The 21,188-nt window shown below is 64.3% G+C and carries 16 protein-coding genes; 6 read left to right on the top strand and 10 right to left on the bottom strand.

The features are described 5' to 3' along the window. Positions 1 to 28: 28 nt before the first annotated feature. Complete coding sequence (locus tag ACFQX9_RS07950) at positions 29 to 1,471, bottom strand: UdgX family uracil-DNA binding protein (protein WP_377787640.1); 1,443 nt, start codon at positions 1,469 to 1,471, stop codon at positions 29 to 31. Further along, positions 1,471 to 2,706, bottom strand: a complete 1,236-nt coding sequence (locus tag ACFQX9_RS07945; protein WP_085352244.1) for a putative DNA modification/repair radical SAM protein — start codon at positions 2,704 to 2,706, stop codon at positions 1,471 to 1,473. Before ACFQX9_RS07945 ends, ACFQX9_RS07950 begins: the two co-directional genes overlap by 1 nt. A 162-nt stretch (positions 2,707 to 2,868) precedes the next feature. Between ACFQX9_RS07945 and ACFQX9_RS07940 the strand changes: the two genes are divergently transcribed. The 3 genes from ACFQX9_RS07940 to ACFQX9_RS07930 are packed head-to-tail and all read left to right on the top strand — an operon-like array spanning position 2,869 to position 8,511. Then, positions 2,869 to 3,657 (top strand): ImuA family protein, encoded by a 789-nt coding sequence (locus ACFQX9_RS07940; protein ID WP_204510671.1) that lies wholly within the window; start codon positions 2,869 to 2,871, stop codon positions 3,655 to 3,657. After that, positions 3,554 to 5,146: a Y-family DNA polymerase gene (locus ACFQX9_RS07935; protein WP_377787637.1), complete on the top strand. Its 1,593-nt coding sequence runs from the start codon at positions 3,554 to 3,556 to the stop codon at positions 5,144 to 5,146. The genes ACFQX9_RS07940 and ACFQX9_RS07935 overlap by 104 nt, the downstream gene beginning before the upstream one ends. Then, positions 5,143 to 8,511 carry an error-prone DNA polymerase gene (locus tag ACFQX9_RS07930; RefSeq protein WP_377787634.1) on the top strand — a complete coding sequence of 1,123 codons (3,369 nt, stop codon included), beginning with the start codon at positions 5,143 to 5,145 and terminating at the stop codon, positions 8,509 to 8,511. Before ACFQX9_RS07935 ends, ACFQX9_RS07930 begins: the two co-directional genes overlap by 4 nt. A 39-nt stretch (positions 8,512 to 8,550) precedes the next feature. Here the strand turns inward: ACFQX9_RS07930 and ACFQX9_RS07925 are convergent, their stop codons facing one another. Then, positions 8,551 to 9,321, bottom strand: coding sequence for an SDR family NAD(P)-dependent oxidoreductase (locus ACFQX9_RS07925; protein ID WP_085385865.1), 771 nt, complete (start codon positions 9,319 to 9,321; stop codon positions 8,551 to 8,553). Between the two features lie 176 nt (positions 9,322 to 9,497). Continuing rightward, positions 9,498 to 9,785, bottom strand: coding sequence for a hypothetical protein (locus tag ACFQX9_RS07920; RefSeq protein WP_007593600.1), 288 nt, complete (start codon positions 9,783 to 9,785; stop codon positions 9,498 to 9,500). A 54-nt stretch (positions 9,786 to 9,839) separates the two neighbouring features. On the opposite strand from ACFQX9_RS07920, the gene ACFQX9_RS07915 reads away from it, so the two are divergent. From ACFQX9_RS07915 to ACFQX9_RS07905, 3 genes are all read left to right on the top strand, one after another. Then, positions 9,840 to 11,252 carry a CoA transferase gene (locus tag ACFQX9_RS07915; RefSeq protein WP_377787631.1) on the top strand — a complete coding sequence of 471 codons (1,413 nt, stop codon included), beginning with the start codon at positions 9,840 to 9,842 and terminating at the stop codon, positions 11,250 to 11,252. Positions 11,253 to 11,397: 145 nt separating this feature from the next. Next, a complete protein-coding gene (locus tag ACFQX9_RS07910) occupies positions 11,398 to 12,648 on the top strand; it encodes an efflux RND transporter periplasmic adaptor subunit (RefSeq protein ID WP_377787628.1) in 1,251 nt (416 codons plus the stop codon). A 34-nt stretch (positions 12,649 to 12,682) separates the two neighbouring features. After that, positions 12,683 to 15,799, top strand: coding sequence for an efflux RND transporter permease subunit (locus tag ACFQX9_RS07905; protein ID WP_085352250.1), 3,117 nt, complete (start codon positions 12,683 to 12,685; stop codon positions 15,797 to 15,799). Between the two features lie 9 nt (positions 15,800 to 15,808). Here the strand turns inward: ACFQX9_RS07905 and ACFQX9_RS07900 are convergent, their stop codons facing one another. From ACFQX9_RS07900 to ACFQX9_RS07875, 6 genes are all read right to left on the bottom strand, one after another. Next, the gene (locus ACFQX9_RS07900) at positions 15,809 to 16,177 is read right to left on the bottom strand and encodes a hypothetical protein (protein ID WP_247454627.1); all 369 of its coding nucleotides are present in this window, start codon (positions 16,175 to 16,177) and stop codon (positions 15,809 to 15,811) included. 54 nt (positions 16,178 to 16,231) lie between these two features. Continuing rightward, complete coding sequence (locus ACFQX9_RS07895; protein WP_085362356.1) at positions 16,232 to 17,194, bottom strand: amidohydrolase family protein; 963 nt, start codon at positions 17,192 to 17,194, stop codon at positions 16,232 to 16,234. A 51-nt stretch (positions 17,195 to 17,245) separates the two neighbouring features. Beyond that, positions 17,246 to 17,803 carry a hypothetical protein gene (locus ACFQX9_RS07890; RefSeq protein WP_085362357.1) on the bottom strand — a complete coding sequence of 186 codons (558 nt, stop codon included), beginning with the start codon at positions 17,801 to 17,803 and terminating at the stop codon, positions 17,246 to 17,248. A gap of 24 nt (positions 17,804 to 17,827) precedes the next feature. Then, positions 17,828 to 19,225 (bottom strand): TolC family outer membrane protein, encoded by a 1,398-nt coding sequence (locus ACFQX9_RS07885; protein WP_085385863.1) that lies wholly within the window; start codon positions 19,223 to 19,225, stop codon positions 17,828 to 17,830. Between the two features lie 222 nt (positions 19,226 to 19,447). Next, positions 19,448 to 20,227 (bottom strand): enoyl-CoA hydratase, encoded by a 780-nt coding sequence (locus tag ACFQX9_RS07880; RefSeq protein WP_085362359.1) that lies wholly within the window; start codon positions 20,225 to 20,227, stop codon positions 19,448 to 19,450. Between the two features lie 162 nt (positions 20,228 to 20,389). Further along, on the bottom strand, positions 20,390 to 21,055 hold the full coding sequence (locus ACFQX9_RS07875) for a hypothetical protein (protein WP_085362360.1): 666 nt from the start codon (positions 21,053 to 21,055) through the stop codon (positions 20,390 to 20,392). Between the last annotated feature and the right edge of the window lie 133 nt (positions 21,056 to 21,188).

Raw genomic sequence — 21,188 nt, 5'->3', positions numbered from 1 at the left:
CGCCTGAAAGGGGTTTTCCCGCCTGTATTCAGGCGGCGCGCGCGGCTTTCTTCTGCAAACCGGCGACGATCTTCAGGTCTTCAACAAAGCGCTGATATTCCAGCGCCTTGGCTTCCGGATCGGGCAGCCGCAGCAGATAGGACGGGTGCACGGTCACCAGCGCCTTGTGACCGTCGGGCAGGTCTATGAGCCGGCCGCGGTTCTTTCCGATCGGGGTGATCTTGCCGAACACGCTCTGCGCGGCGGTCGCGCCCATCGCGACGATGAGATCGGGCTGGATGACGGAGACTTCTCGTTCATACCACTGTCGGCAGGCCTTTATCTCCGGTGTATTCGGCTTCTGATGCAGGCGAATCTTGCCGCGCGGTACGAATTTGAAGTGTTTCACCGCGTTGGTGACATAGACCTTCTTGCGGTCGACGCCGGCCTCCTGCAGCGCCTTGTCGAGCATCTGGCCGGCTGGACCGACGAAGGGATGGCCGGCGAGGTCTTCCTTGTCGCCAGGTTGTTCGCCGACCAGCATGATATTGGCGGACTTCGGACCCTCGCCGAACACGGTCTGGGTGGCGTCCTTGTAGAGATGGCAGGCGCGGCAGTGGGCGGCCTCCTCGCGGAGCGCTTCGAGATCGTCGGCAGCGGTCTTGCGTTTCATCGGAGCCTCCGGCCGCTTTTGAGGCTTGTGCGGATCGGATGGGGCATTGACGATCATGGCGCCGGTCATGCGCTCGGCGTCCTCAATCAGGGGCTTAATGATCGAAGCCTCGGGCAGGTTCCTCCAATATTTCTTCGGCATCTCGGTCTGCATTGCCTTCACCTTCAGGCGGGCCGGATTGAAGATGCTGGCGTAGTAGCGCCGCCAGGTTTCCTCCAGCCGGTCTTCGCTCGGTGCCTCGCTCTTGCTGACGCCTGATGTGAACGAGAGCGCGTGGCCATCCCAATGCGCGCACAAATCCGGCGTCAGGATCGACCAGGGCATGTCGGCAAAGCGCTTGGCGAAGAACGGCGCGGCGAGCTCGACGATGTGATGCTCCGGCTCGAACCAGGCGACGTAGTGTGCTTCGCGTTCCCTACCGATCTCACGGAAGCGCACGAAGGCATGCATCTTGTGCTCGTCGCGGTAGACCGCCTTTGCCATGGCCGCGACTTGCGCCACGTCGTGATCGGTCGCGACCTCGATGAGGTCGTGATTGTCCTTCAGCCGAAACAGCAGGCGATAGAGGATCGCGAAACGCTCGGGATCGCGATGCAGGATCGCGGCCTTGGCGAGCTCGACGAATTTTGCTGGCACGTTGAAGGTGCTATCGCCACCGGCCGGCAGCGGAGACGGCGAGGGTGGCGCGAACAGCTCCGCTTCGCCGCCCTGCACAGTCCAGGTGACATCGACCGGTTTCATTTGGTGAAGCACGAGGCTACGCGCGGCTTTGCGCCAGCCGTCGAAATCGGTTTCGTTCTCGAGGGTGATGTACTGCATCAGAAGCCAAATCCCAGTTGTGTGGCCTTCGGCTTGAACCGTTCGATCAGCCGTGCCTCGTCGAGGCGGTGCGGCGCGGGCCGGTGATCGCTCAGCACGATGAACGGCAGCGCTTTGTTCCGGGGCACATGCAGCCGCGCGAGATCGGCGACGCGGATGGTGGTCGTGCGGCGCGCCGCGATGATGCGCTCGACCGCCTTGGTGCCGAAGCCCGGCACGCGCAACAATTCCTCGCGGCTGGCCCGGTTGACGTCGAGCGGGAAGCGGTCGCGGTGGCGCAGCGCCCAGGCGAGTTTTGGATCGATGTCGAGCGGCAGCATCGCACTGTCGTCGACGATCTCGCCGACGTCGAAGCCGTAGAACCGCATCAGCCAATCGGCCTGGTAGAGTCGGTGCTCGCGCAGCAAGGGCGGCGCGCGCAGAGGCAGCGCGCGGCTGGCATCGGGGATCGGGCTGAACGCGGAATAATAGACGCGCCTCAGCCTGTATGAACTGTAGAGATTGGCGCTGGTGTGGAGGATAGTGTGGTCGGAGGCCGCGTCGGCGCCGACGATCATCTGCGTGCTTTGGCCGGCCGGTGCGAAGCGCTGCGGCTTGGCTTTCGTCTTCGCGCTACGGCTTTCCTCGGCCTCGTCCAGCTTCAGCCGCAGTCGGCCCATTGTGCGGCGGATCGCGCGCACGTCCTTCTCGGGCGCGAATTGCTGCAGGCTCGTCTCCTGCGGCATCTCGATGTTGATGGAGAGACGGTCGGCATATTTGCCGGCCTCGGAGATCAATGCATCGTCGGCCTCGGGGATTGTTTTGAGATGGATGTAGCCACGGAAGTGATGCTCCTCGCGCAGTTTGCGCGCGACGCTTACCACCTGCTCCATGGTGTAGTCGGGGTTGCGGATGATGCCGGAGGAGAGAAACAGTCCTTCGATGTAATTGCGCCGGTAGAAGTCGAGCGTCAGCTTGACGACTTCGTCGATGGTGAAGCGGGCGCGTGGCACGTTGGAAGAGGCCCGGTTGACGCAATAGAGGCAGTCGTAATTGCAGGCGTTGGTCAGCAGCACCTTGAGCAGCGAGATACAGCGACCGTCCGGCGCGTAGGAATGGCAAATGCCCATGCCGGGCGCGGTCGATCCCATGCCCTTGCCGTCGCTGGAATCCCGCCTCTCGGTGCCGCTGGAGGCGCAGGACGCGTCGTACTTGGCGGCGTCCGCCAGGATTTCCAGCTTGCGTTGCACGTCCATATTGGAATCCCTTTGATTCAGCTCATGAATCCCAAGGCCCGCCAATTCGATTGACTCCCGGGGCGTCGTTAGCTTTATATTAGAACATATCATGAACAAATGAGCTAGCCGCTGGTTCTCTTTTTGAGAGCCATCGGCAATCACCCTTGAGGAGCGGCGTATATGAGCGGCGCACGAACAAGCGCGCTTGCAGCCTTGCGCGGCCAGATCGAGCGCATCGAGACGGCGGAGGTCGTGCATCATCGCGACCGTGTCGCGCTCGGCCATCGCGAGGCCGACAGCGCGCTGAAGGGCGGGCTCGCACGCGCGGCAATCCACGAGGTATTTTGCGAAGGACGTCAGGGCGCGGCCGCGACGGGCTTTGTCACCGGACTTGCGGGGCGCGTGACGGCACGCAAACCGCTGCTGTGGGTGCGGCAGGATTTTTCAGAAATTGAAACCGGTGCGCTGTCGATGAGCGGGCTCACCGAGATCGGTCTCGATCCGCGCCGCATGGTGATGGTGCGCGCCGCCGACGTGGAGAGTGCGTTGCGCACGGCGGCCGATGCGCTTGCCTGCGACGCGCTGGGTGCGATCGTGCTCGAGCTCTGGGGCGAGACGAGGCAGTTCGATCTGGTTGCGAGCCGCAAGCTGACGCTGGCTGCGCAGTCTTCTGGTGTCACCGGCTTGCTGCTGCGGATGGCCGCGCAACCTTTACCCTCAACCGCCGAGACCAGATGGATGCTGCGCGCGGCGCATTCGCCGCCGGGCGCGATGTGGAGTGCCTGGGGGGCGCCGCGCTTCGATGCCGAGCTCCTGCGCAATCGTCATGGCCCGTGCGGCCGGTGGATCATGGAATGGAAATGTGATGAGTGCCAGTTCTCTGAATCGTCGGCGTATCCTCAGCCTGTGGCTGCCGCGCCTGCCCATCGATCGGATCCAGCGGTTCTTCGGCAACGTCGGACTGCATGAAAATAATGCGCCCAGCATCGTCGTTGCCAAGGACAGCAACGCGCTGGTGATCCATGCGCTGGACGAGGCGGCCGAGCGCCTCGGTCTGCATATCGGCCAGCCTTTGGCCAATGCCCGGGCGATGTGTCCTGATTTAAAGGTGTTCGACGCCGATGCCGTGGCCGATGCCAAGACGATCGGCGACATCGCCGACTGGTGCGATCGTTTCACGCCGCTGGTGGCACTCGATCCGCCGCACGGGCTGTTCCTCGACATCACCGGCTGCGCGCATCTGTTCGGCGGCGAGGCTGCGCTGTTGCAAACCCTTGTCCGCGCCCTCGACCGCCAGGGCTTTGCCGTCAGCGCGGCGATCGCCGGCACCTCGGTCTGCGCGCGCACGCTGACGCGGCAATCTTCAGGGACCATCGTTGCCGATGGCGAGGAGGCGGCGGCAATCAGTCGGTTTCCGGTGTCCGCACTTGGCGCGGGTGAGGCCATTACCACCGGTCTGCGACGCGCCGGCCTGAAGACCATCGGCGATGTCGCCTCGCGCACGCCGAGCGAAATCACGGCGCGGTTCGGTGCGCGGTTCTCCACGCTGCTCGCGCATGCGCTGGGGCAGGGCGATGCGCCGATCAATCCACGAAAGCCGCCGCCTGATTACATCGTGGAGAAACGCTTTGCCGAGCCGATCGCGACCGACACCATGATCGCGATGACGCTGTCGCGCCTGGCGGATACGTTGATCGCGTCGATGGAGAAGCAGGGCAAGGGCGCGCGCCGCCTGGAAGCTGCCTTCTTCCGTACCGACGGCGCGGTGCGCGCCATCATGGTCGAAACCGGACGTCCCGTGACGCGGAGCGCGGTCGTCGACCGGCTGTTCCGCGAGCGTCTCGATGCACTCGCCGATCCCCTCGATCCCGGCTTCGGCTTCGACATGGTGCGGCTGTCGGCAAGCCGCACCGAGATCGTGGTGCAGGAGCAGCGCGATCTCGACGCCCATGTCCACGACAATGACGAGCTTGCCGCGCTGATCGACCGCATCGCCGCGCGCATCGGCGGAAAGCGCGTCGTCGTGCACCTGCCTGAGGATACCCATATCCCTGAATGTGCGGTGCTGGCGGCGCCTGCCCAGCATCATCTCGCCGTGGCCATGCAGGCCGAATGGCCCGCGCGCACCGAGGGTGAGCCGCCGCTGCGTCCGTTGCGGTTGTTCGACAAGCCTGAGCCGATCAATATGCCGTTCGCGACCGTGCCCGACGGGCCGCCGCATCAATTCACCTGGCGCCGCGCGCAGCATGCGGTGGTGCGGGTGGAGGGCCCCGAGCGCATCGCCATGGAATGGTGGCGGCAGGACGGCAAGCAACTGACACGGGATTATTTTCGTATCGAGGATGCCGAAGGCCTACGCTTCTGGATCTTTCGCGACGGTCTTTACGAGGGGGAGTGCTTCGACGACGACGGCAAGCCCGCTCCTCCCGGTTGGTATGTGCACGGTCTCTTCGCATGAACACGCCCGCTTATGCCGAGATCGGCATCACCACGAATTTCTCCTTCCTGCGCGGCGGCTCGGATCCGCGCGACTATGTACACCAGGCCGGCATCCTGGGCATTCCCGCGATCGGCATTGCCGATCACAACACGCTCGCCGGTGTGGTGCGTGCCTACAAGGAGCTCGACAATGACAAGGTGCTGCACAAGCCGAAGCTTCTGATCGGCACCCGCATCGTCTTCATCGACGGCACGCCGGATATCCTGGTCTATCCGTGTGACCGCGCCGCCTATGGCCGGCTGTGCCAGCTTCTCACCCGGGGCAAGCGCGGCGACGACATCACGCGGATCGCGAAGGGCGAATGCCATCTCACCTTCGCCGATCTCCTTGCGTTTTCCGAAGGCCAGCTCCTGATCCTGACGCTGCCGCATCGCTTCGATGCGGCGCAAGCGCAGGACATCCTCGCCAAGCTGAAGGCAAGTCGCGCCGAGGGCGTGTGGCTGGCGGCGAGTCTGGTCTATCGCGGCGACGATCGCCGTCGCCTCGCGCAGCTCGATGATCTCGCCGCAAAAGCAAAAGTGCCGCTGCTTGCGACCAACGAGGTGCTCTATCACCACCCCGCGCGCCGTCCCCTCCAGGACGTGCTGACCTGCATCCGGGAAAAGACCACGATCGAGGCGATCGGCCGGAAGCTGGAAGCCAATGCCGAGCGGTTTCTGAAGACGCCCAGGGAGATGGCGCGGCTGTTCCGCGATTTCCCTGACGCTGTCGCGGAGACCATGCGCTTTGCGGACAAGATCACCTTCTCGCTCGATCAGCTCAAATACCAGTATCCGGACGAGCCGGTACCGCGGGGCAAGACCGCGCAAGGGCATCTGGAGGATCTGACCTGGGCCGGTGTCGACAAATATTTCGGCGGCAAGATCGACGACAAGCTGCGCGCCACCCTGAAGAAAGAACTCGCACTGATCGCCGATCTGAAATACGCGCATTACTTCCTCACCGTGCACGACATCGTGCATTACGCCCGCAGCCAGAACATTTTGTGCCAGGGGCGGGGATCGGCGGCGAATTCGGCGGTCTGCTACGTGCTCGGCATCACCTCGGTCGACCCGACCAAGGTCGATCTGCTGTTCGAGCGCTTCATCTCCAAGGAGCGGCTGGAGCCGCCCGACATCGACGTCGATTTCGAGCATTCGCGGCGCGAGGAGGTGATGCAGTATGTCTATCGGCGTTACGGCCGTCATCGCGCCGCGATCATCGCCACCGTCATCCATTATCGCCCGCGCAGCGCCATCCGCGACGTCGGCAAGGCGCTGGGCCTGACCGAGGACGTCACCGCCGCACTCGCCGACACCGTCTGGGGCAGCTGGGGCAAGGGTCTCAACGACATGCAGGTCAGGCAGGCCGGCCTCGATCCGCAAAATTCCATGATCAACCTCGCTGTCGAGCTCGCGACCGAGTTGATCGAATTCCCGCGTCATCTGTCTCAGCATGTCGGCGGCTATGTGCTCACGCAGGACCGGCTCGATACCTATGTGCCGATCGGCAACGCCGCGATGGACGATCGCACCTTCATCGAATGGGACAAGGACGACGTCGACGCGCTCAACATGATGAAGGTCGACGTGCTCGCGCTGGGCATGCTGACCTGCATCCGCAAATGCTTTGATTTGATCGAGCAGCACAAGGGCGAACGCTGGATGCTGGCGAGCGTCCCGCAGGATGATTCCAGGGTTTACGACATGCTGTGCGACGGGGAATCGCTCGGCGTGTTCCAAGTCGAGAGCCGCGCGCAGATGAACATGTTGCCGCGGCTGAGGCCGCGGACCTTCTACGATCTCGTGATCGAGGTCGCGATCGTGCGGCCTGGTCCGATCCAGGGCGACATGGTGCATCCTTATCTGCGGCGGCGGAACGGCCTGGAAAAGGTGAGCTATCCGTCTCCGTCGCCGGATCATGGCGACAAGGACGAGCTTTACAGGGTGCTGCACAAGACGCTCGGCGTGCCCTTGTTCCAGGAGCAGGCGATGCGGATCGCGATCGAAGCCGCGAAGTTCACGGCCGAGGAGGCCAACGGCCTGCGCCGTGCGATGGCAACGTTCCGCAATGTCGGTACCATCGACAAGTTCGAAGACAAGATGATCGGCAACATGATCGCGCGCGGTTATGCGCCTGATTTTGCCAGAAACTGTTTCGAACAGATCAAGGGGTTTGGCAGTTACGGTTTTCCGGAGAGCCATGCCGCAAGCTTCGCGCAGCTTGTCTATATCTCCTCATGGCTGAAGCATTATCACCCTGATGCATTCTGCTGCGGCCTCCTGAACTCGCAGCCGATGGGCTTTTACGCCCCGGCGCAGATCGTCAGCGACGCCCGCAAGAACGGGGTCGAGGTGCGCGAGATCGATGTGTCCTACAGTTTTGCGCAGAGCACGCTGGAGCAGGGAAACGGCGGATATTGCGCGGTACGTCTCGGCTTCCGCCAGATCGACGGTTTCCACTGGCTGGACGAGGATGAGGAAAGGCTGAAAAGAGGCGCGTCCCGGAATGACCATGTGGAGAGAGCGCCCGACTGGGCCGACCGCATCGTCGCCGCCCGCAACCGCCGGCCCTTCACATCGCTGGAAGACTTCGCCCGCGACACCGGCCTGCCCAAGCGCGCGTTGATCCTGCTCGCCGATGCCGACGCGTTCCGCTCGCTCGGGCTCGACCGCCGCGAGGCGCTGTGGCAGGTGCGGCGCCTGCCCGACGATGTGCCGCTGCCGCTGTTCGAGGTGGCCACCGCACGCGAGCAGCCGGACGAGCACGCCAGGCCGTTGCCGGTGATGCCGCGCGCCGAACAGGTGGTCGCGGACTACCAGACCATTCGCCTTTCGCTCAAAGGCCATCCGATTGAATTTTTGCGGGAGATGTTTACGCGCGAGCGCATCGTCGCCTGCAAGGACATCAATCACGACAACGAGCGGCGCCGTGTCCGCTGTGCCGGCGTCGTGCTGGTACGGCAGCGGCCGGGCAGCGCCAGCGGCGTCGTGTTCATGACACTGGAGGACGAAACCGGCATCGCCAATGTCGTGGTGTGGCCGAAGATCATGGAGCAGTACCGGAAGGAGGTGATGGGCGCACGCCTCATCCTCGTCGAGGGCTACATCCAGAGCAGTCCCGAAAAGGTGACGCATCTGATCGCCCAGCGGATGATCGACCGCTCGCACGATCTGGTCGGCCTCGCCAACGACGCCCTCGGCCGCAAGCATCCGGTGCCGGCAGGCGTCGCCCCGATCGAGCCGCTCAACGACGATCCCCGCGCCCACACGGATGCGCCCGCGCAAAAACTTCGCCACCCCCGCAACGTCCGCATCCTGCCGCCGTCGCGGGATTTTCATTGAGGGTGGGGCCGCGTCTCGCTCGCAATGACGAGTTTGTTCTTAAAAATTCACCCGGTTCGAGATCGCCCCGTCCACCACCAGATTGGAGCCCGTGGTGAACCCCGACACCGGGCTTGCCAGAAATACCGCTGCGCTCGCGATCTCCTGTGGCGTGGCCATGCGGCCGGTGGGGTTGCGCTTCATCGCATCATTGTAGCGCTCGGGCATGTTCTGCTCGATCGTATTCCAGACGCCGCCCTTGAAATAGACCGTGCCTGGCGAGACCACGTTGACGCGGATCTTCTTCTTCGCGTACTGCCGTGCCAGCCCCTTGGCCATGTGGATCAACGCAGCCTTGATCGGGCCGTAGGAACTCGCCGTGTCCGCTTGCGCCGCGGAGATCGATGAGATGATCACGAAGGCGGCGTCGCCGCCCTTGTCGCCACTAGCCTCGAGGAACGGCCGCGCGGCGTCGAACGCGTGCACGGCGCCGAGCAGGTCGAGTCGAAAATTCTGCTCCCACGACGCGGCATCATGGCCTTGTGCCATTGCGCCCGCGTTAGAGAACAGCATGTCGATGCCGCCAAGCTCCTTTGCAGCATTCTCGATCCAGGATTTCAGTGCCGCGCCGTCCGTGACATCCACCGGACCGCCGGTCGCGCGGATCCCGCTGGCCTTCAACTCCGTAACCGTGGCGGCAACCTGGTCCGCGTTGCGTGCACACACCGCGACATTGCTGCCTTCGCCGGCCAGCGTCGCCGCAATCGCCCGCCCGATGCCGCGCGTCCCGCCAAGTACGATGGCGTTCTTCCCTTTGAGACCGAGATCCATTGGTTGGTTTTCCTTTTTTGTTGGTCGCAGCGAGTGTAACTGTTTCGAGAGATGCCCAAAAGCCTCCACATCGTCATTGCGAGGAGCTCTTGCGACGAAGCAATCCAGACTGCCACCGCGGAAAGATTCTGGATTGCTTCGCTTCGCTCGCAATGACGTTGTGGAAACAGCGGCCCTCACTCCGGTGCCGCTCCCACCGGCGGGCCGCCAGGCGGGCGGTGCAGGAATGTCAGTGAGACGTAGGCGCCGGCCCAGGAGCCGATCGCCGCGAAAGCCACATAGAAAGCGTTTTCGGTGTAGCTGATCACCGCATAGGAGGAGAGCATGTACCAGACCGCGCTCCAGTTCGCCGCGGGCACGCGCTTGCGCGCGATCACGGCCGAGGTGAACATGACATAGACCGCGTCGGTGGCCGCCGTTGCGATGAACACGGCGCCTGCGGTGAGGGGATCGATGGCGGCCATTGCATGTCCTTGTGTGCTAATGCGATGGTCGCAAACTAAAGGGAGAGAAGGGTCATGCAAAGCACCACCGAGATTCTCAGCAACATCTGGACCTCCGCCGGCGGTGACGCCGCCGCGCTCGCGCGCGTGCGGCTGACGGGCGAGGAGCCGCAGATCCCGTCCTCGTTTCGCGTCGCAATTGCCGGCCAGACAACGATCGCCGCCGCCGGCCTTGCCGCCGCCGAAATCTGGAGATTGCGCAGCGGCGAAGCGCAGGACGTCAGCGTCGACCTGCGCCATGCCGTCGCCGAATGCCGCTCCGAGCGCTACTTGCGCGTCGACGACAAGCCGCCGCCGCCCGCTTGGGACGCCATCGCCGGCGTCTACAGAACCGGCGACAACCGCTTCGTCCGCTGCCACACCAATTTCCCGCATCATCGCGACGCCGTCTGCAAGGTGCTCGGCTGCGAACCCGAGCGCGAGAAGGTGCAGGCCGCATTGATGCAATGGAAGAGCGAGGATTTCGAGACTGCGACCTACGCCGCGGGCGGCGTCGTTGCCCTGATGCGTTCGTACGACGAATGGTCGGCGCTGCCGCAGGCCCGCGCGCTCGCCGAATTGCCGCTGGTCTCGATCGAGAAGATCGGCGAGGCCCCGCCGAAGCCATGGCCGCAACGATTGCCAAAAGGCGATCGCCCGCTCGCAGGCCTGCGCGTGCTCGATCTCTCTCGCGTCATCGCGGGGCCCGTCGCCGGCCGCACGCTCGCCGCGCACGGCGCGGATGTGCTGCTCGTGTCAGGCCCCGAACTGCCGGCCATTCCGTGGCTGACCATCGACACCGGGCGCGGCAAGCTCACCACCTTCATCGAGCTGAAAAGCGAGGCCGGGCGTGCGCAGTTGCGCGAGCTCTTGAGAGACGCCGATATCTTCTCGCAAGGCTATCGCCCGCGCGCGCTTGCCGCTCTCGGCTTCACGCCGGAGGACGCAGCGACAATCAACCCCGGCATCGTCTACGTAACGCTGTCAGCCTATGGCCATGCCGGTCCCTGGGCTGAACGGCGCGGCTTCGATTCGCTGGTGCAGACCACGACCGGGTTCAACCATGCCGAAGGACAGGCTGCCGGCATCGATGGACCGAAGGAATTGCCGGCGCAGATGCTCGACCACGCCACTGGCTATCTGATGGCGTTCGGCGCGATGATGGCCAAGGCGCGCCAGGCTCGCGAAGGTGGCAGCTGGCACGTGCGCGTATCGCTGGCGCAGACCGGGCGCTGGCTGTGGAATCTCGGACGGCTCGAAAAGGGCCTGAATACCCCGGATATTACCGGTGAGGCCGTACATGCTGCATTCATCGAGGGCATGCCATCTGGCTTCGGCACGTTGAAGGCGGTGCGCCATTCGGCACTGCTGTCGAAGACGCCGGCGCAATGGAGCCGTCCGGCGATGCCGCTCGGCAGTCATCCGGCAGAGTGGCCTGCGATAAGCTGACGTGAAGCTGACGTGTCGCAAATTTTTAACGCAAACCGAAAGGCGCCCGGCGTTTTTTAGGTTGTTTGAAATTACAATTCGGCACTATTAGCGCGACCGATGACGCAGGCATCCGCCGGTATCATCGCAGACATGACCGGGCCCCATGGTAGTTGAAAATACCAAGCGATTGCAGGTGCTTACAAAACAACGGGTAATTACATCCGTAGTTTTACTAGCTCTTGCCGGTGCCGGTGCCGGGGCCTACGGCTTCCTCTATGCGGGAGCCAAGGAGAAGAGCCACTCCGAGATCTCCAGCCAATCGCGCAGAAATGCGCAGAACTTCACGCCGACGCCGTCGGAATGGGCGACGCTGACGATCGAGCCGGTCAAGGCCAAGACCTTCCGCGCCGAGTATGTCACCGAGGGCAAGGTCGCAGTCGACGAGGACCGTTCGACGCCGGTGTTTTCACCCTATGCAGGCCGGGTGACCAAGCTGCTCGCCAAGCCAGGCGAGGTGCTGAAGCAAGGCCAACCGCTGTTCACGATCGAGGCCGCCGACACCGTGCAGGCCCAGAACGATTTCATTGCAGCGATGAGCTCGCAGAACAAGGCCAAGTCGGCGATCGATCTTGCCGATATCCAGTTCAAGCGCGCCAAGGACCTCTACGAGGGCCATGCCATCCCACTGAAGGACTATCAGCAGGCGGAAGCGACTCAGGTTCAGGCGCAGAACGACATGCGCTCCTCGGCGACGGCGCTGGAAGCCGCGCGCAACAAGCTGCGTATCCTCGGCTTCACCGACGAGACCATCAAGGCGTTCCAGGACAAGGGCGTCATCAATCCGGAAGTCACGATCTATTCGCCGATCGCGGGCACGGTCGTGCAGCGTAAGATCGGCCCCGGCCAGTATGTCAATTCCGGCGCCAGCGATCCGGTCTTCGTGGTCGGCGACCTCTCCACGGTCTGGCTCACCGCCTTCGTGCGCGAGAGCGATGCGGCTGCCGTGTGCATCGGGCAGGACATCACCGTCAACGTGATGGCGCTCCCGGGCCGCCCCTTGACCGCCAAGGTCAACTACGTCGCCGCCGCGATCGATCCGAACACCCGTCGCCTGCTGGTCCGCGCCACCATCGACAACAAGGACGGTCTGCTGAAGCCGGAGATGTTCGCCAACGTAACGATCTATTCGTCCGGCGACCGCGCCGCGCCGGCGGTACCGAAGCAGGCCTTGATCTACGAAGCCGACAAGGTCCGCCTCTGGGTGGCACGCGAGGACAAGTCGGTCGAGCTGCGCGAGATCAAGATCGGTCTCATCAATGGCAATCTCGTCGAGGTCACCAGCAATCTGAAGCCCGGCGAGCAGGTGGTCACCAAAGGCAGCCTGTTCATCGACCGCGCCGCGTCCGGCAGCTGATCGACGGGCGGGAAAAGACAAGCTGAAGACCTGAATGGATCGCCTCGTCGCCCTTGCCGTCAACCGGCGCTTCCTGATGGTCGGGATGTTCGTCGCCGTCCTCATCGGCGGCCTGATCGCGTTCAACCAGCTCAACATCGAGGCTTACCCCGATCCGACTCCGCCGATGGTCGACATCGTGACGCAGAGCCCGGGCCTGTCGGCGGAGGAGATCGAGCGCTACATCACCATTCCGATCGAGACCCAGGTCGCGGGTCTGAAGAACGTGACGACCATTCGCACCATCTCGCTCTACGGCCTTTCCGACGTCAAACTGCAGTTCTCTTTCGCCTACACCTATGACGAGGCGTTGCAGCAGGTCTTGAACCGCCTGGCGCAGCTCGCGCCGCTGCCCGGCAATGTGCAGCCGCAGATCTCGCCGCTCAGTCCAATTGGCGAAATCTTCCGCTACCGTCTCGTCGGCCCGCCGAACTACAGCGTGCTCGACCTCAAGACCATCCAGGACTGGATTCTCCAGCGGCGCTTCCGTGCCGTGCCCGGCGTGATCGACGTCACCGGATGGGGCGGCAAGAGCAAGACCTACGAGCTCCAGGTCGACTTCAACAAGCTGGTCGCCAACGGCCTGACGCTGCCGCAATTGCTCCAGGCGGTCGGCAATTCCAACGTCAATGTCGGCGGCAACACCGTCAATATCGGTCAGCAATCGGCCGTGGTGCGCGGCGTCGGCCTGATCCGCTCGATCGACGACCTCGCCAACACCATGGTCTCGCAGACCAACGGCAATCCGGTGCTGGTCAAGGACGTCGCCACCGTCACCGTCGGCCAGAAGCCCCGTCTCGGCATCGCCGGCCTCGATGAGTCCGACGACATCGTGCAAGGCATCGTCCTGATGCGCCGCGGCGAGCAGAGCTCGCCAACCATCAAGCGCGTCCACCAACTCGTTCAAACCATCAACGACTCCAGCATCCTGCCGCCCGGCGTGCGCATCGAGCGCATCTATGACCGCGGCGACCTGATCGACCTCACGACCCACACCGTGCTCCACAACATGGTGATCGGCATTCTGCTGATCGTGTTGCTGCAGTGGATATTCCTCGGCGATCTCCGCAGTGCGCTGATCGTCGGCGCCACCATTCCGTTCGCGCTGTTCTTCGCGGTGATCATCCTGGTGCTACGGGGGGAATCGGCGAACCTGTTGTCGGTCGGCGCGATCGATTTCGGCCTGATCGTCGATGCCACCGTCATCATGGTGGAGGCGATCTTCCGGCGCCTGACGCAGACGACGCCGATGTCGGAATCCGAGCAGATGTCGTCCGAGACGCTGTTCGGCATGAAAAGCCACGCCATCCTCAGCGCGGCGGCCGATGTCTCTCGTTCGATCTTCTTCGCCGCGGCCATCATCATCGCGGCCTTCCTGCCGCTGTTCACGCTCTCCGGCGTCGAGGGCAACATCTTCGGACCGATGGCCCGGACCTATGCCTACGCGCTGGCCGGCGGTCTGCTTGCGACGTTCACCGTCACTCCTGCGCTGTCGGCGATCATTCTGCCGGCGCATGTTCATGAGACCGAGACCAGGGTGATGCTGATCCTGCATCGGATCTACATGCCGGTGCTGCATTGGGCGGTCGCCAACCGCGGCATCATGCTCGGTGGCGCATTCGGCCTCGTACTGATGACGGTTGCGCTCAGCCGCTTGCTTGGCCTCGAATTCCTGCCGAAGCTGGAGGAGGGCAATCTCTGGATCCGCGCCACGCTGCCGCCGACCATCTCGCTTCAGGAAGGCAACTCCTACGTCAACGAAATGCGCAAGGTGATCCGCGCGCGGCCTGAAGTGGAATCCGTGGTGTCGCAGCACGGCCGCCCCGATGACGGCACCGACGCCGCCGGCTTCTTCAACGCCGAGTTCTTCGCGCCGCTCAAGCCCGCCAGCCAATGGCCCGGCACCCGCGACAAGGAAGAGCTGACCGCGCAACTGCTCAAGCAGCTTGACGATCGCTTCCCCGGCGTCGAGTTCAACTTCTCGCAATATCTCCAGGACAATGTCTCCGAAGCCGTTTCCGGCGTGAAGGGCGAGAACTCGATCAAGCTGTTCGGCAGCGATCTCCAGGCGCTGACCGACACCGCCAACAAGATCAAGTCGGTGCTATCAACCGTGCAGGGCGTCACCGACCTTGCCGTGTTCACCTCACTGGGGCAGCCGACGATCCAGATCGATATCAACCGTGCCAAGGCCGCGCGCTATGGCCTCGCGCCGGGCGACATCAACGCCACCATCAAGGTCGCGATCGGCGGCGACACCGCCGGTGACATCTACGAGGCAGGAAGCGACCGCCACTTCCCGATCATCGTTCGTCTTGCGCCGGAATTCCGCAGGAGCGCCGAGGCGATCCAGAATTTGCGGATCGGTGCGCCCGGACCGAACGGCACCGTCACGCAGATCCCCCTGAGCGAGGTCGCCACCATCAGCCTCGTCTCGGGTGCGGCCTACATTTATCGCGAGCAGCAGGAGCGCTATCTGCCGATCAAGTTCTCGGTACGTGAACGCGACCTCGGCAGCGCCATCCGCGAGGCGCAGCAGAAGATCGCCGCTCAGGTGCAACTGCCGCCCGGCGCGCACATGGACTGGGTCGGCGAATTCGGCAATCTCCAGGACGCGATCCGGCGATTGTCGATCGTAGTGCCGATCTCGCTGGCGCTGATCGGCGTCCTGCTCTGGTTCAATTTCGGCTCGATGACCGACACGCTGCTTGCCATGAGCGTGATCCCGATGGCCATCTTCGGCGGCGTGCTCGGTCTCTTGATCACAGGTACCGCCTTCAGTGTCTCGGCGGCGATCGGCTTCATCGCGCTGTTCGGCATCGCCGTGATGGACGGCATCATCATCCTGTCGCAGTTCAACCAACTCATCGAAGAGGGCATGGACCGCATGAGCGCGGTGATACGCACCGGCGAATTGCAGCTTCGGCCGGTGCTGATGACCTGCGTCGTCGCCGGCATCGGCCTGTTGCCGGCCGCGCTGTCGGAAGGCATCGGCTCGCAGGTGCAGAAGCCGCTTGCGGTGGTCGTGGTGACAGGCATGATGCTCGCCCCTATCGTGATCCTGGTGACGCTGCCGGTGTTGATCTCCTTCTTCTCCCGCCGCGCACGCTGACGCCGCCAATCACAGCATCCGCTGCGCGATCCGCACCAGCATCATGGTGCCGAGGCCCAGCAGCATCAAGCTGGCCAACCGACTGCTCATCGACAGCATGCACGGCGTCAGCCGTGACCGCGCCATTGCCACGATCGTGCTGAGCACGGTCCACCAGATCGCGGAACCGACGAAGACACCGGCGATCAGCGGGGCTGCCGCGGTCTGCATTGAAAAGGCGTGCAGCGCAGCCAGAAACAGGATGACGGTCAGCGGATTGGTGAACCCAAGCGCGATGGCGCTGAGCGCCGCCTCAACCAGAAGGGTGAGAAACGGACGAGAGCACAAACACGTTCGTGTAAGTCCAACGAGTTTGTGCCTTCGCGACAACAGTTCCACGCCTCATTGTGGAACCGTGTCGCGGTCGTTGAACCGAATTGCGCTTGGCGCGACTCAGAACCCGTAGAGTTGCGCCGGGTTGTCGACCAGGATCTTCTTGCGCACATCCGCATCCGGCGCCCACACCGGAAGCTGGTTGAGCAGGCGGCCGTCGTCGATCTGGTAGAGCGGCGCGATGTCGGTGGCTTTGCGTCCCTCGACACGGCTCGAATCCGGATGCGGCCAGTCCGTGCCCCAGACGATGCGGTCCGCATTCGCCGCGATCAGTGCGCGGGCATAGGGCACCATGTCCTGATAATCGGGCGCGAGCTTCGAGGAGCGATAGGCGCCGGAAATCTTGACATAGGCCTTGCCGGATTTCACCAGCGCGACCAGGTCGGAAAATCCCGGCTGCTCCAGCCCAAGCGAGGCCTCAAGGCCGCCGAAATGGTCGAATACAACGGGTAGTGGCGCCGTCTCGACGAGGTCCTTGATCGCCGAGATCATGGGAAGCGTCGTGTAGAGCTGCACGTGCCAACCGCGCGCCTTCATGCGCTCGACTGCGGCGGTGAAGCGCGGCCGGCCGACATTGGGGTCGTTGACGCCGCGGGTCGCGAGATTGAGGCGGACACCGCGAAAGCCGTCTGCCTGCATCGTGTCAAGCTGGGCCTCGGTCGTTTTGTCGTCGATCACGGCCACCCCGCGCGCGGCCGCGCCACGCGCTTTCATGCCGAACAGCGTCGACGAGTTGTCGGTGCCGTAGACGCTCGGCGTCACGATCACCACGCGCTCGATATGCAGCGCCTTGTGCAGCGCGGCCATCTCCTCCGGCGAAGCCGGTTCCGGCGTGTAGACGCGGCCCGCGAAGAACGGAAATTTTTCGACATCGCCATGGATGTGGGTGTGACAGTCGCAGGCATGGGCCGGGAGGTCGAAATTGACCGGAGTGGCGGGCTGCGCGGCACGTGCGTGGGCTTTGTTCGACATGGCAACTCCGGCGGCAAGGGAGGCAAGCAGGACGCTGCGTCGGCTGAGCATGGTTTCTCTCCCTGTATTATTATTTGGCAGTGGCATCGTGACAGTATCACATCAGCCCGGCAGCCGCTGCGCTTCGCTGCATAGCTGCTCGACGAGGTCCGCAAGCGGGCGTGAGCCGTCGACGCGCACGACCGGGCAGGGCAGCTTCGCGAGCCACGCCTCATCTCTTGCGAGACTGCGACCCTCGCGATCGCCGGCTTCGTAGTGCGAGGCCCAGTCGACGAACGACTCCGCCTCCTCATGACGCCAGCCGCCCTGTGCGACGGCATCCGCTCCGAAATGCGTAGCCTCGCGGTCACGCAGGCGCTGCAAGCGAAGCTCGCGCGGCGTCGTCACAAAGACGACGAAATCGAAGAATGGGATGAACTCGTCGCCCCAGCCGGTGACCGTTCCGCTCAGCACCCAATCGAGCCGCGGCAGAAACATCTCGCGCATCAGGCGCAGACGCTCGGCAGCGGGGCGCGTGGTCTGGTAGGGCGGCGCCGTCGGCAGCCAGAAATAATCATCGCTGTCGTGATGCGGCAGCGCAAGCCGGCTCGCGAGCGCGCGGCCGATCGTCGTCACGCCGGAGCCGGAGGCTCCCATCAGATGGATGCGGCGGCTTTTCATCGGCACCAAGCCAGACGATTGAAACTACTGCCCCGATGGCGTGCGCAGGCCGTGCCAGGCGTCGCGGACCTGCTGGTAGTGCACCTCGGGCAGATAGTCCGGCGTGTTCAGGCTCAAGGTCTTGACGTCGAGATGGCCGACGGCGCTGAGCAGCGTGTAGGAAGCGATCACGCGGTCGCGATTGGCGCCGATCAGGCGGGCCTTGGCCTGGATCAGATCGGCCTGCGAGTTCAGCACATCCACCGTCGTGCGCTGTCCGCCGGCGGCCTCGCGCTGCACGCCCTGGAGCGCGACGGTCGCCGCCTTCACTTCGGACTCCGAGGCCGAGACCGCGATCTTGGCGCCTTCATTGGCAACCCAGGCGCTGACCGCCGCCGTGCGCGCCTGGTTGCGCACCTGATCGAGCACGAGCCGGCTCTGCGCCGTGATTTCCTTGGCCTGCCGGGTCTGTGCGGCGGCCTGGCCGCCGTCGTAGATCGGCACGGTGACATTGGCGACGATCGAGGCCTGATCTTCGGCGAAGGTGCCGAGCGTCGGGTCGTTGTTGCGGCTCTTGCTGGCGCTGCCCTGGACGCTGGCGCTCGGCAGCAGCGCGCCTTCGGCGACGCGGATGTTGGTGGAGGCGACATCGACATCGAAGCCGGCGGCCATCACCGCTGGGTGCTGACGGATCGCCATCGTCAGCGCGTCCTCGCGGCTCTTCGGCAGATAGCGGTCGACGACTTCGGCGGCCCGAAGCTGCGATGGCGCATTGCCGATCACTTGCGCGTAGATCGCCTGGCTCACCGCCAGCGCGACTTCCGCGGCGTTCAGATCGGAAAGCCCGCGGTTGAGCCGCGCCTCGGCCTGGGCGCTGTCGGTCGGCGTGACGTCGCCAGCGTTGAGGCGCCGCTGGGTGACCGAGAGCGTTTCGCGCAGGAAGGCGACGTTGGAGCGCTGCGCCTCGACCAGTGACTGGTTGGCGAGCACGTTGGTGTAGGCGGTGACCGCGTCGAGCAGCACGCCCTGGCCGACGTTGCGCAGCGCCTCGCGGCCCGACTGTACCTGGAGTTCGGCGGCGCGCACGTTGTTGGCGGTGCGGAAACCGTTGAACAGGGTCTGCGACACGGTGACACCGATGATCCATGGCTTCAGATTGGCGGTCTGGATGGTGTTGTCGGGCAGCAGGTTGCGCACCGATTGCAACCCGGCGCTGAGGCTTGCCACGATCTGTGGCCGGTAGCCGGCGAGCGCCTGCGGCACGTTCTCGTCGGTGGCGCGCTGCCGCGCACGCTCGGCATTGAGTTGCGGATTGGTCTGGTAGGCCTTGGCGAGCGCCTCCGGCAGCGCTTCCGCCCGTGCGGCGGAGGGCAGGGCGCAACACAGCGCCAGCGTGGTCCATGTCGCGAGCACAGGAGCCACGCCCGATCGATGCCGCGTCATCACGCGACCAGCTCTGGCGGCATGCCCAATCATGTAATCCCGCAAATCCCGGCTGTCCGCCCCCGCCGACGGCGGCTCTCTTAGCTGTTTAACCAGCCGAGGTCCCGCAGGCAAACTGCCGCGGGGGAAACCCCCATGTATTCCGTGCTTGTTGCAGGCACGTCACAGGGATTCTGCGGGAAAGCGGCAGAGCCTTACACCAGCCTGACCGCTCGCCTGCCTTTACCTGTTCTTGTTCACCGGCTTCCGCTTCTCGATGAACGCCGCCATGCCCTCGGAGCGGTCCTCCAGTGCGAAGGTCGAGTGGAACAGGTTGCGCTCGACGCTCATGCCCTCGGCGAGCGCGGTCTCGAAGGCGCGGTTGACCGCTTCCTTGGCCATCGCGACCGCGGGTCGCGACATCGCGGCGATCTTCTCGGCCGCGGCCATCACCTCGTCCATCAGCTTGTCGGCGGGAACGATGCGGCTGACCAGGCCGCTGCGCTCGGCTTCGGCCGCATCCATCATGCGGCCGGTGAGGCAAAGGTCCATCGCCTTGGACTTGCCGATCGCACGGGTCAGGCGCTGGGTGCCGCCGATGCCGGGGATGGTGCCGAGCGTGATTTCGGGTTGACCAAATTTGGCGGTGTCGGCGGCGATGATGAAGTCGCACATCATCGCGAGCTCGCAGCCGCCGCCGAGCGCATAGCCTGCGACCGCGGCGATCGTCGGCTTGCGGCAGCGCGCGACCCGATCGCCGCCGATCGCGGCAAAATCCTCCGAGAACATGTCGATGAAGCTTTTCGGCTGCATCTCCTTGATGTCGGCGCCGGCAGCAAACGCCTTCTCGCTGCCGGTCACGACGATGCAGCCGATGGCGTTATCGGCTTCGAGATCGTCGACGGCCGCGGCGATCTCGCGGAAGACGCCGAAGGAGAGTGCGTTGAGCAGCTTCGGCCGGTTCAGCTTGATGATGCCGACCGCGCCTTTGCTTTCGACGATGATGTGTTCGAACGTGCTCATGCTCCACCCACGCTTTTGGTTGAGCGGGCAATGTGCCCGCTGGCGCGGTGGGCTTCAAGAGGCCGCAAAGCCATCGGCGCAAGGACGGCCGGAACACGCGGCCAGATGCGCGTTCCGGACCAGGTCCCGCGGGCCGGCGATCAGGCCAAAATCAAGCCAAAGTCACGCCATGAACATGCGCGCGGCTGAGGCCAGCGTCAGCAGCGTGCCGACGCCGATGAAGATTTTTCCGATCAGGGAGCTCTGGTCCCAGGCCGAGCTCTGCTGGCTGCTTGCCATCACCGGCGCCGGACGCGGCTGCGCGTCGGTTGCGGCGATCACCGCCCTCTGCGCCGGCGTGTTGTCCTGTTGCAAGGCGCGGTCGATGTCGTTGAGCTGATCGGGTGCGACGACCTGGCCCTCGGCGTTCGGGGCGGCGGTATTATCGGCCGCGGCCTGGACGTTGTCGTTGGCCCGGCCCGTCATTGCGGAAGCGGCAGCCGCGGTCGGCGTATCGGCGGCGGCGAGTTGCGCATTGGCGTTGGCGACTTCCGGCGGCATCTGGCTCGAGGTCGGCGCGTCACGATTGTCGGCCTTCGTCTCATCGGCCGTTGCCGCGGCGTCCTTCTTGTCGGCCTTGTCGTCGGATTTTTCTGCCGTCTTGGTGTTGTCGCGGTGACGCGACGTGTGATGCCGCTGCTTGGTCGGCTTGACCGTGTCGGCCTGTTTGCCCGCGCTGTCCGACTTGCTGCTTGCGGCTGAATTCGGCGCCGCCTGTGCAACGCCCCCGAACAGCAAGAAAAGCCCGGCCAGGACAATCAGGGCCGCGCGCCCGCTGGCTTTCATCATGTTGACGATCTCCCCAAATTCCGCCCGTCCCGGGACTGAACAGAGACCCTGGGGCGTGACCACAGCGGGGCAGAAAATGGGAATCTTCGGGCCACACCCGGCAAAAGCGCGGCAAAACCGCTGCCTTCGCAGC

It is taken from the genome of Bradyrhizobium sp. GCM10028915 (assembly GCF_042666195.1).
Lineage (GTDB): Bacteria > Pseudomonadota > Alphaproteobacteria > Rhizobiales > Xanthobacteraceae > Bradyrhizobium > Bradyrhizobium canariense_D.
This window is presented reverse-complemented; position numbering and strand designations above follow the sequence as displayed.

Coding starts and splice junctions, on each gene's coding strand:
- ACFQX9_RS07930 (WP_377787634.1), top strand. CDS start 5,143: ATGAACACGCCCGCTTATGCCGAGATCGGCATCACCACGAATTTCTCC.
- ACFQX9_RS07880 (WP_085362359.1), bottom strand. CDS start 20,227: ATGAGCACGTTCGAACACATCATCGTCGAAAGCAAAGGCGCGGTCGGC.
- ACFQX9_RS07905 (WP_085352250.1), top strand. CDS start 12,683: ATGGATCGCCTCGTCGCCCTTGCCGTCAACCGGCGCTTCCTGATGGTC.
- ACFQX9_RS07945 (WP_085352244.1), bottom strand. CDS start 2,706: ATGGACGTGCAACGCAAGCTGGAAATCCTGGCGGACGCCGCCAAGTAC.
- ACFQX9_RS07915 (WP_377787631.1), top strand. CDS start 9,840: ATGCAAAGCACCACCGAGATTCTCAGCAACATCTGGACCTCCGCCGGC.
- ACFQX9_RS07950 (WP_377787640.1), bottom strand. CDS start 1,471: ATGCAGTACATCACCCTCGAGAACGAAACCGATTTCGACGGCTGGCGC.
- ACFQX9_RS07875 (WP_085362360.1), bottom strand. CDS start 21,055: ATGATGAAAGCCAGCGGGCGCGCGGCCCTGATTGTCCTGGCCGGGCTT.
- ACFQX9_RS07890 (WP_085362357.1), bottom strand. CDS start 17,803: ATGAAAAGCCGCCGCATCCATCTGATGGGAGCCTCCGGCTCCGGCGTG.
- ACFQX9_RS07925 (WP_085385865.1), bottom strand. CDS start 9,321: ATGGATCTCGGTCTCAAAGGGAAGAACGCCATCGTACTTGGCGGGACG.
- ACFQX9_RS07895 (WP_085362356.1), bottom strand. CDS start 17,194: ATGCTCAGCCGACGCAGCGTCCTGCTTGCCTCCCTTGCCGCCGGAGTT.
- ACFQX9_RS07940 (WP_204510671.1), top strand. CDS start 2,869: ATGAGCGGCGCACGAACAAGCGCGCTTGCAGCCTTGCGCGGCCAGATC.
- ACFQX9_RS07885 (WP_085385863.1), bottom strand. CDS start 19,225: ATGACGCGGCATCGATCGGGCGTGGCTCCTGTGCTCGCGACATGGACC.
- ACFQX9_RS07910 (WP_377787628.1), top strand. CDS start 11,398: ATGGTAGTTGAAAATACCAAGCGATTGCAGGTGCTTACAAAACAACGG.
- ACFQX9_RS07920 (WP_007593600.1), bottom strand. CDS start 9,785: ATGGCCGCCATCGATCCCCTCACCGCAGGCGCCGTGTTCATCGCAACG.
- ACFQX9_RS07935 (WP_377787637.1), top strand. CDS start 3,554: ATGAGTGCCAGTTCTCTGAATCGTCGGCGTATCCTCAGCCTGTGGCTG.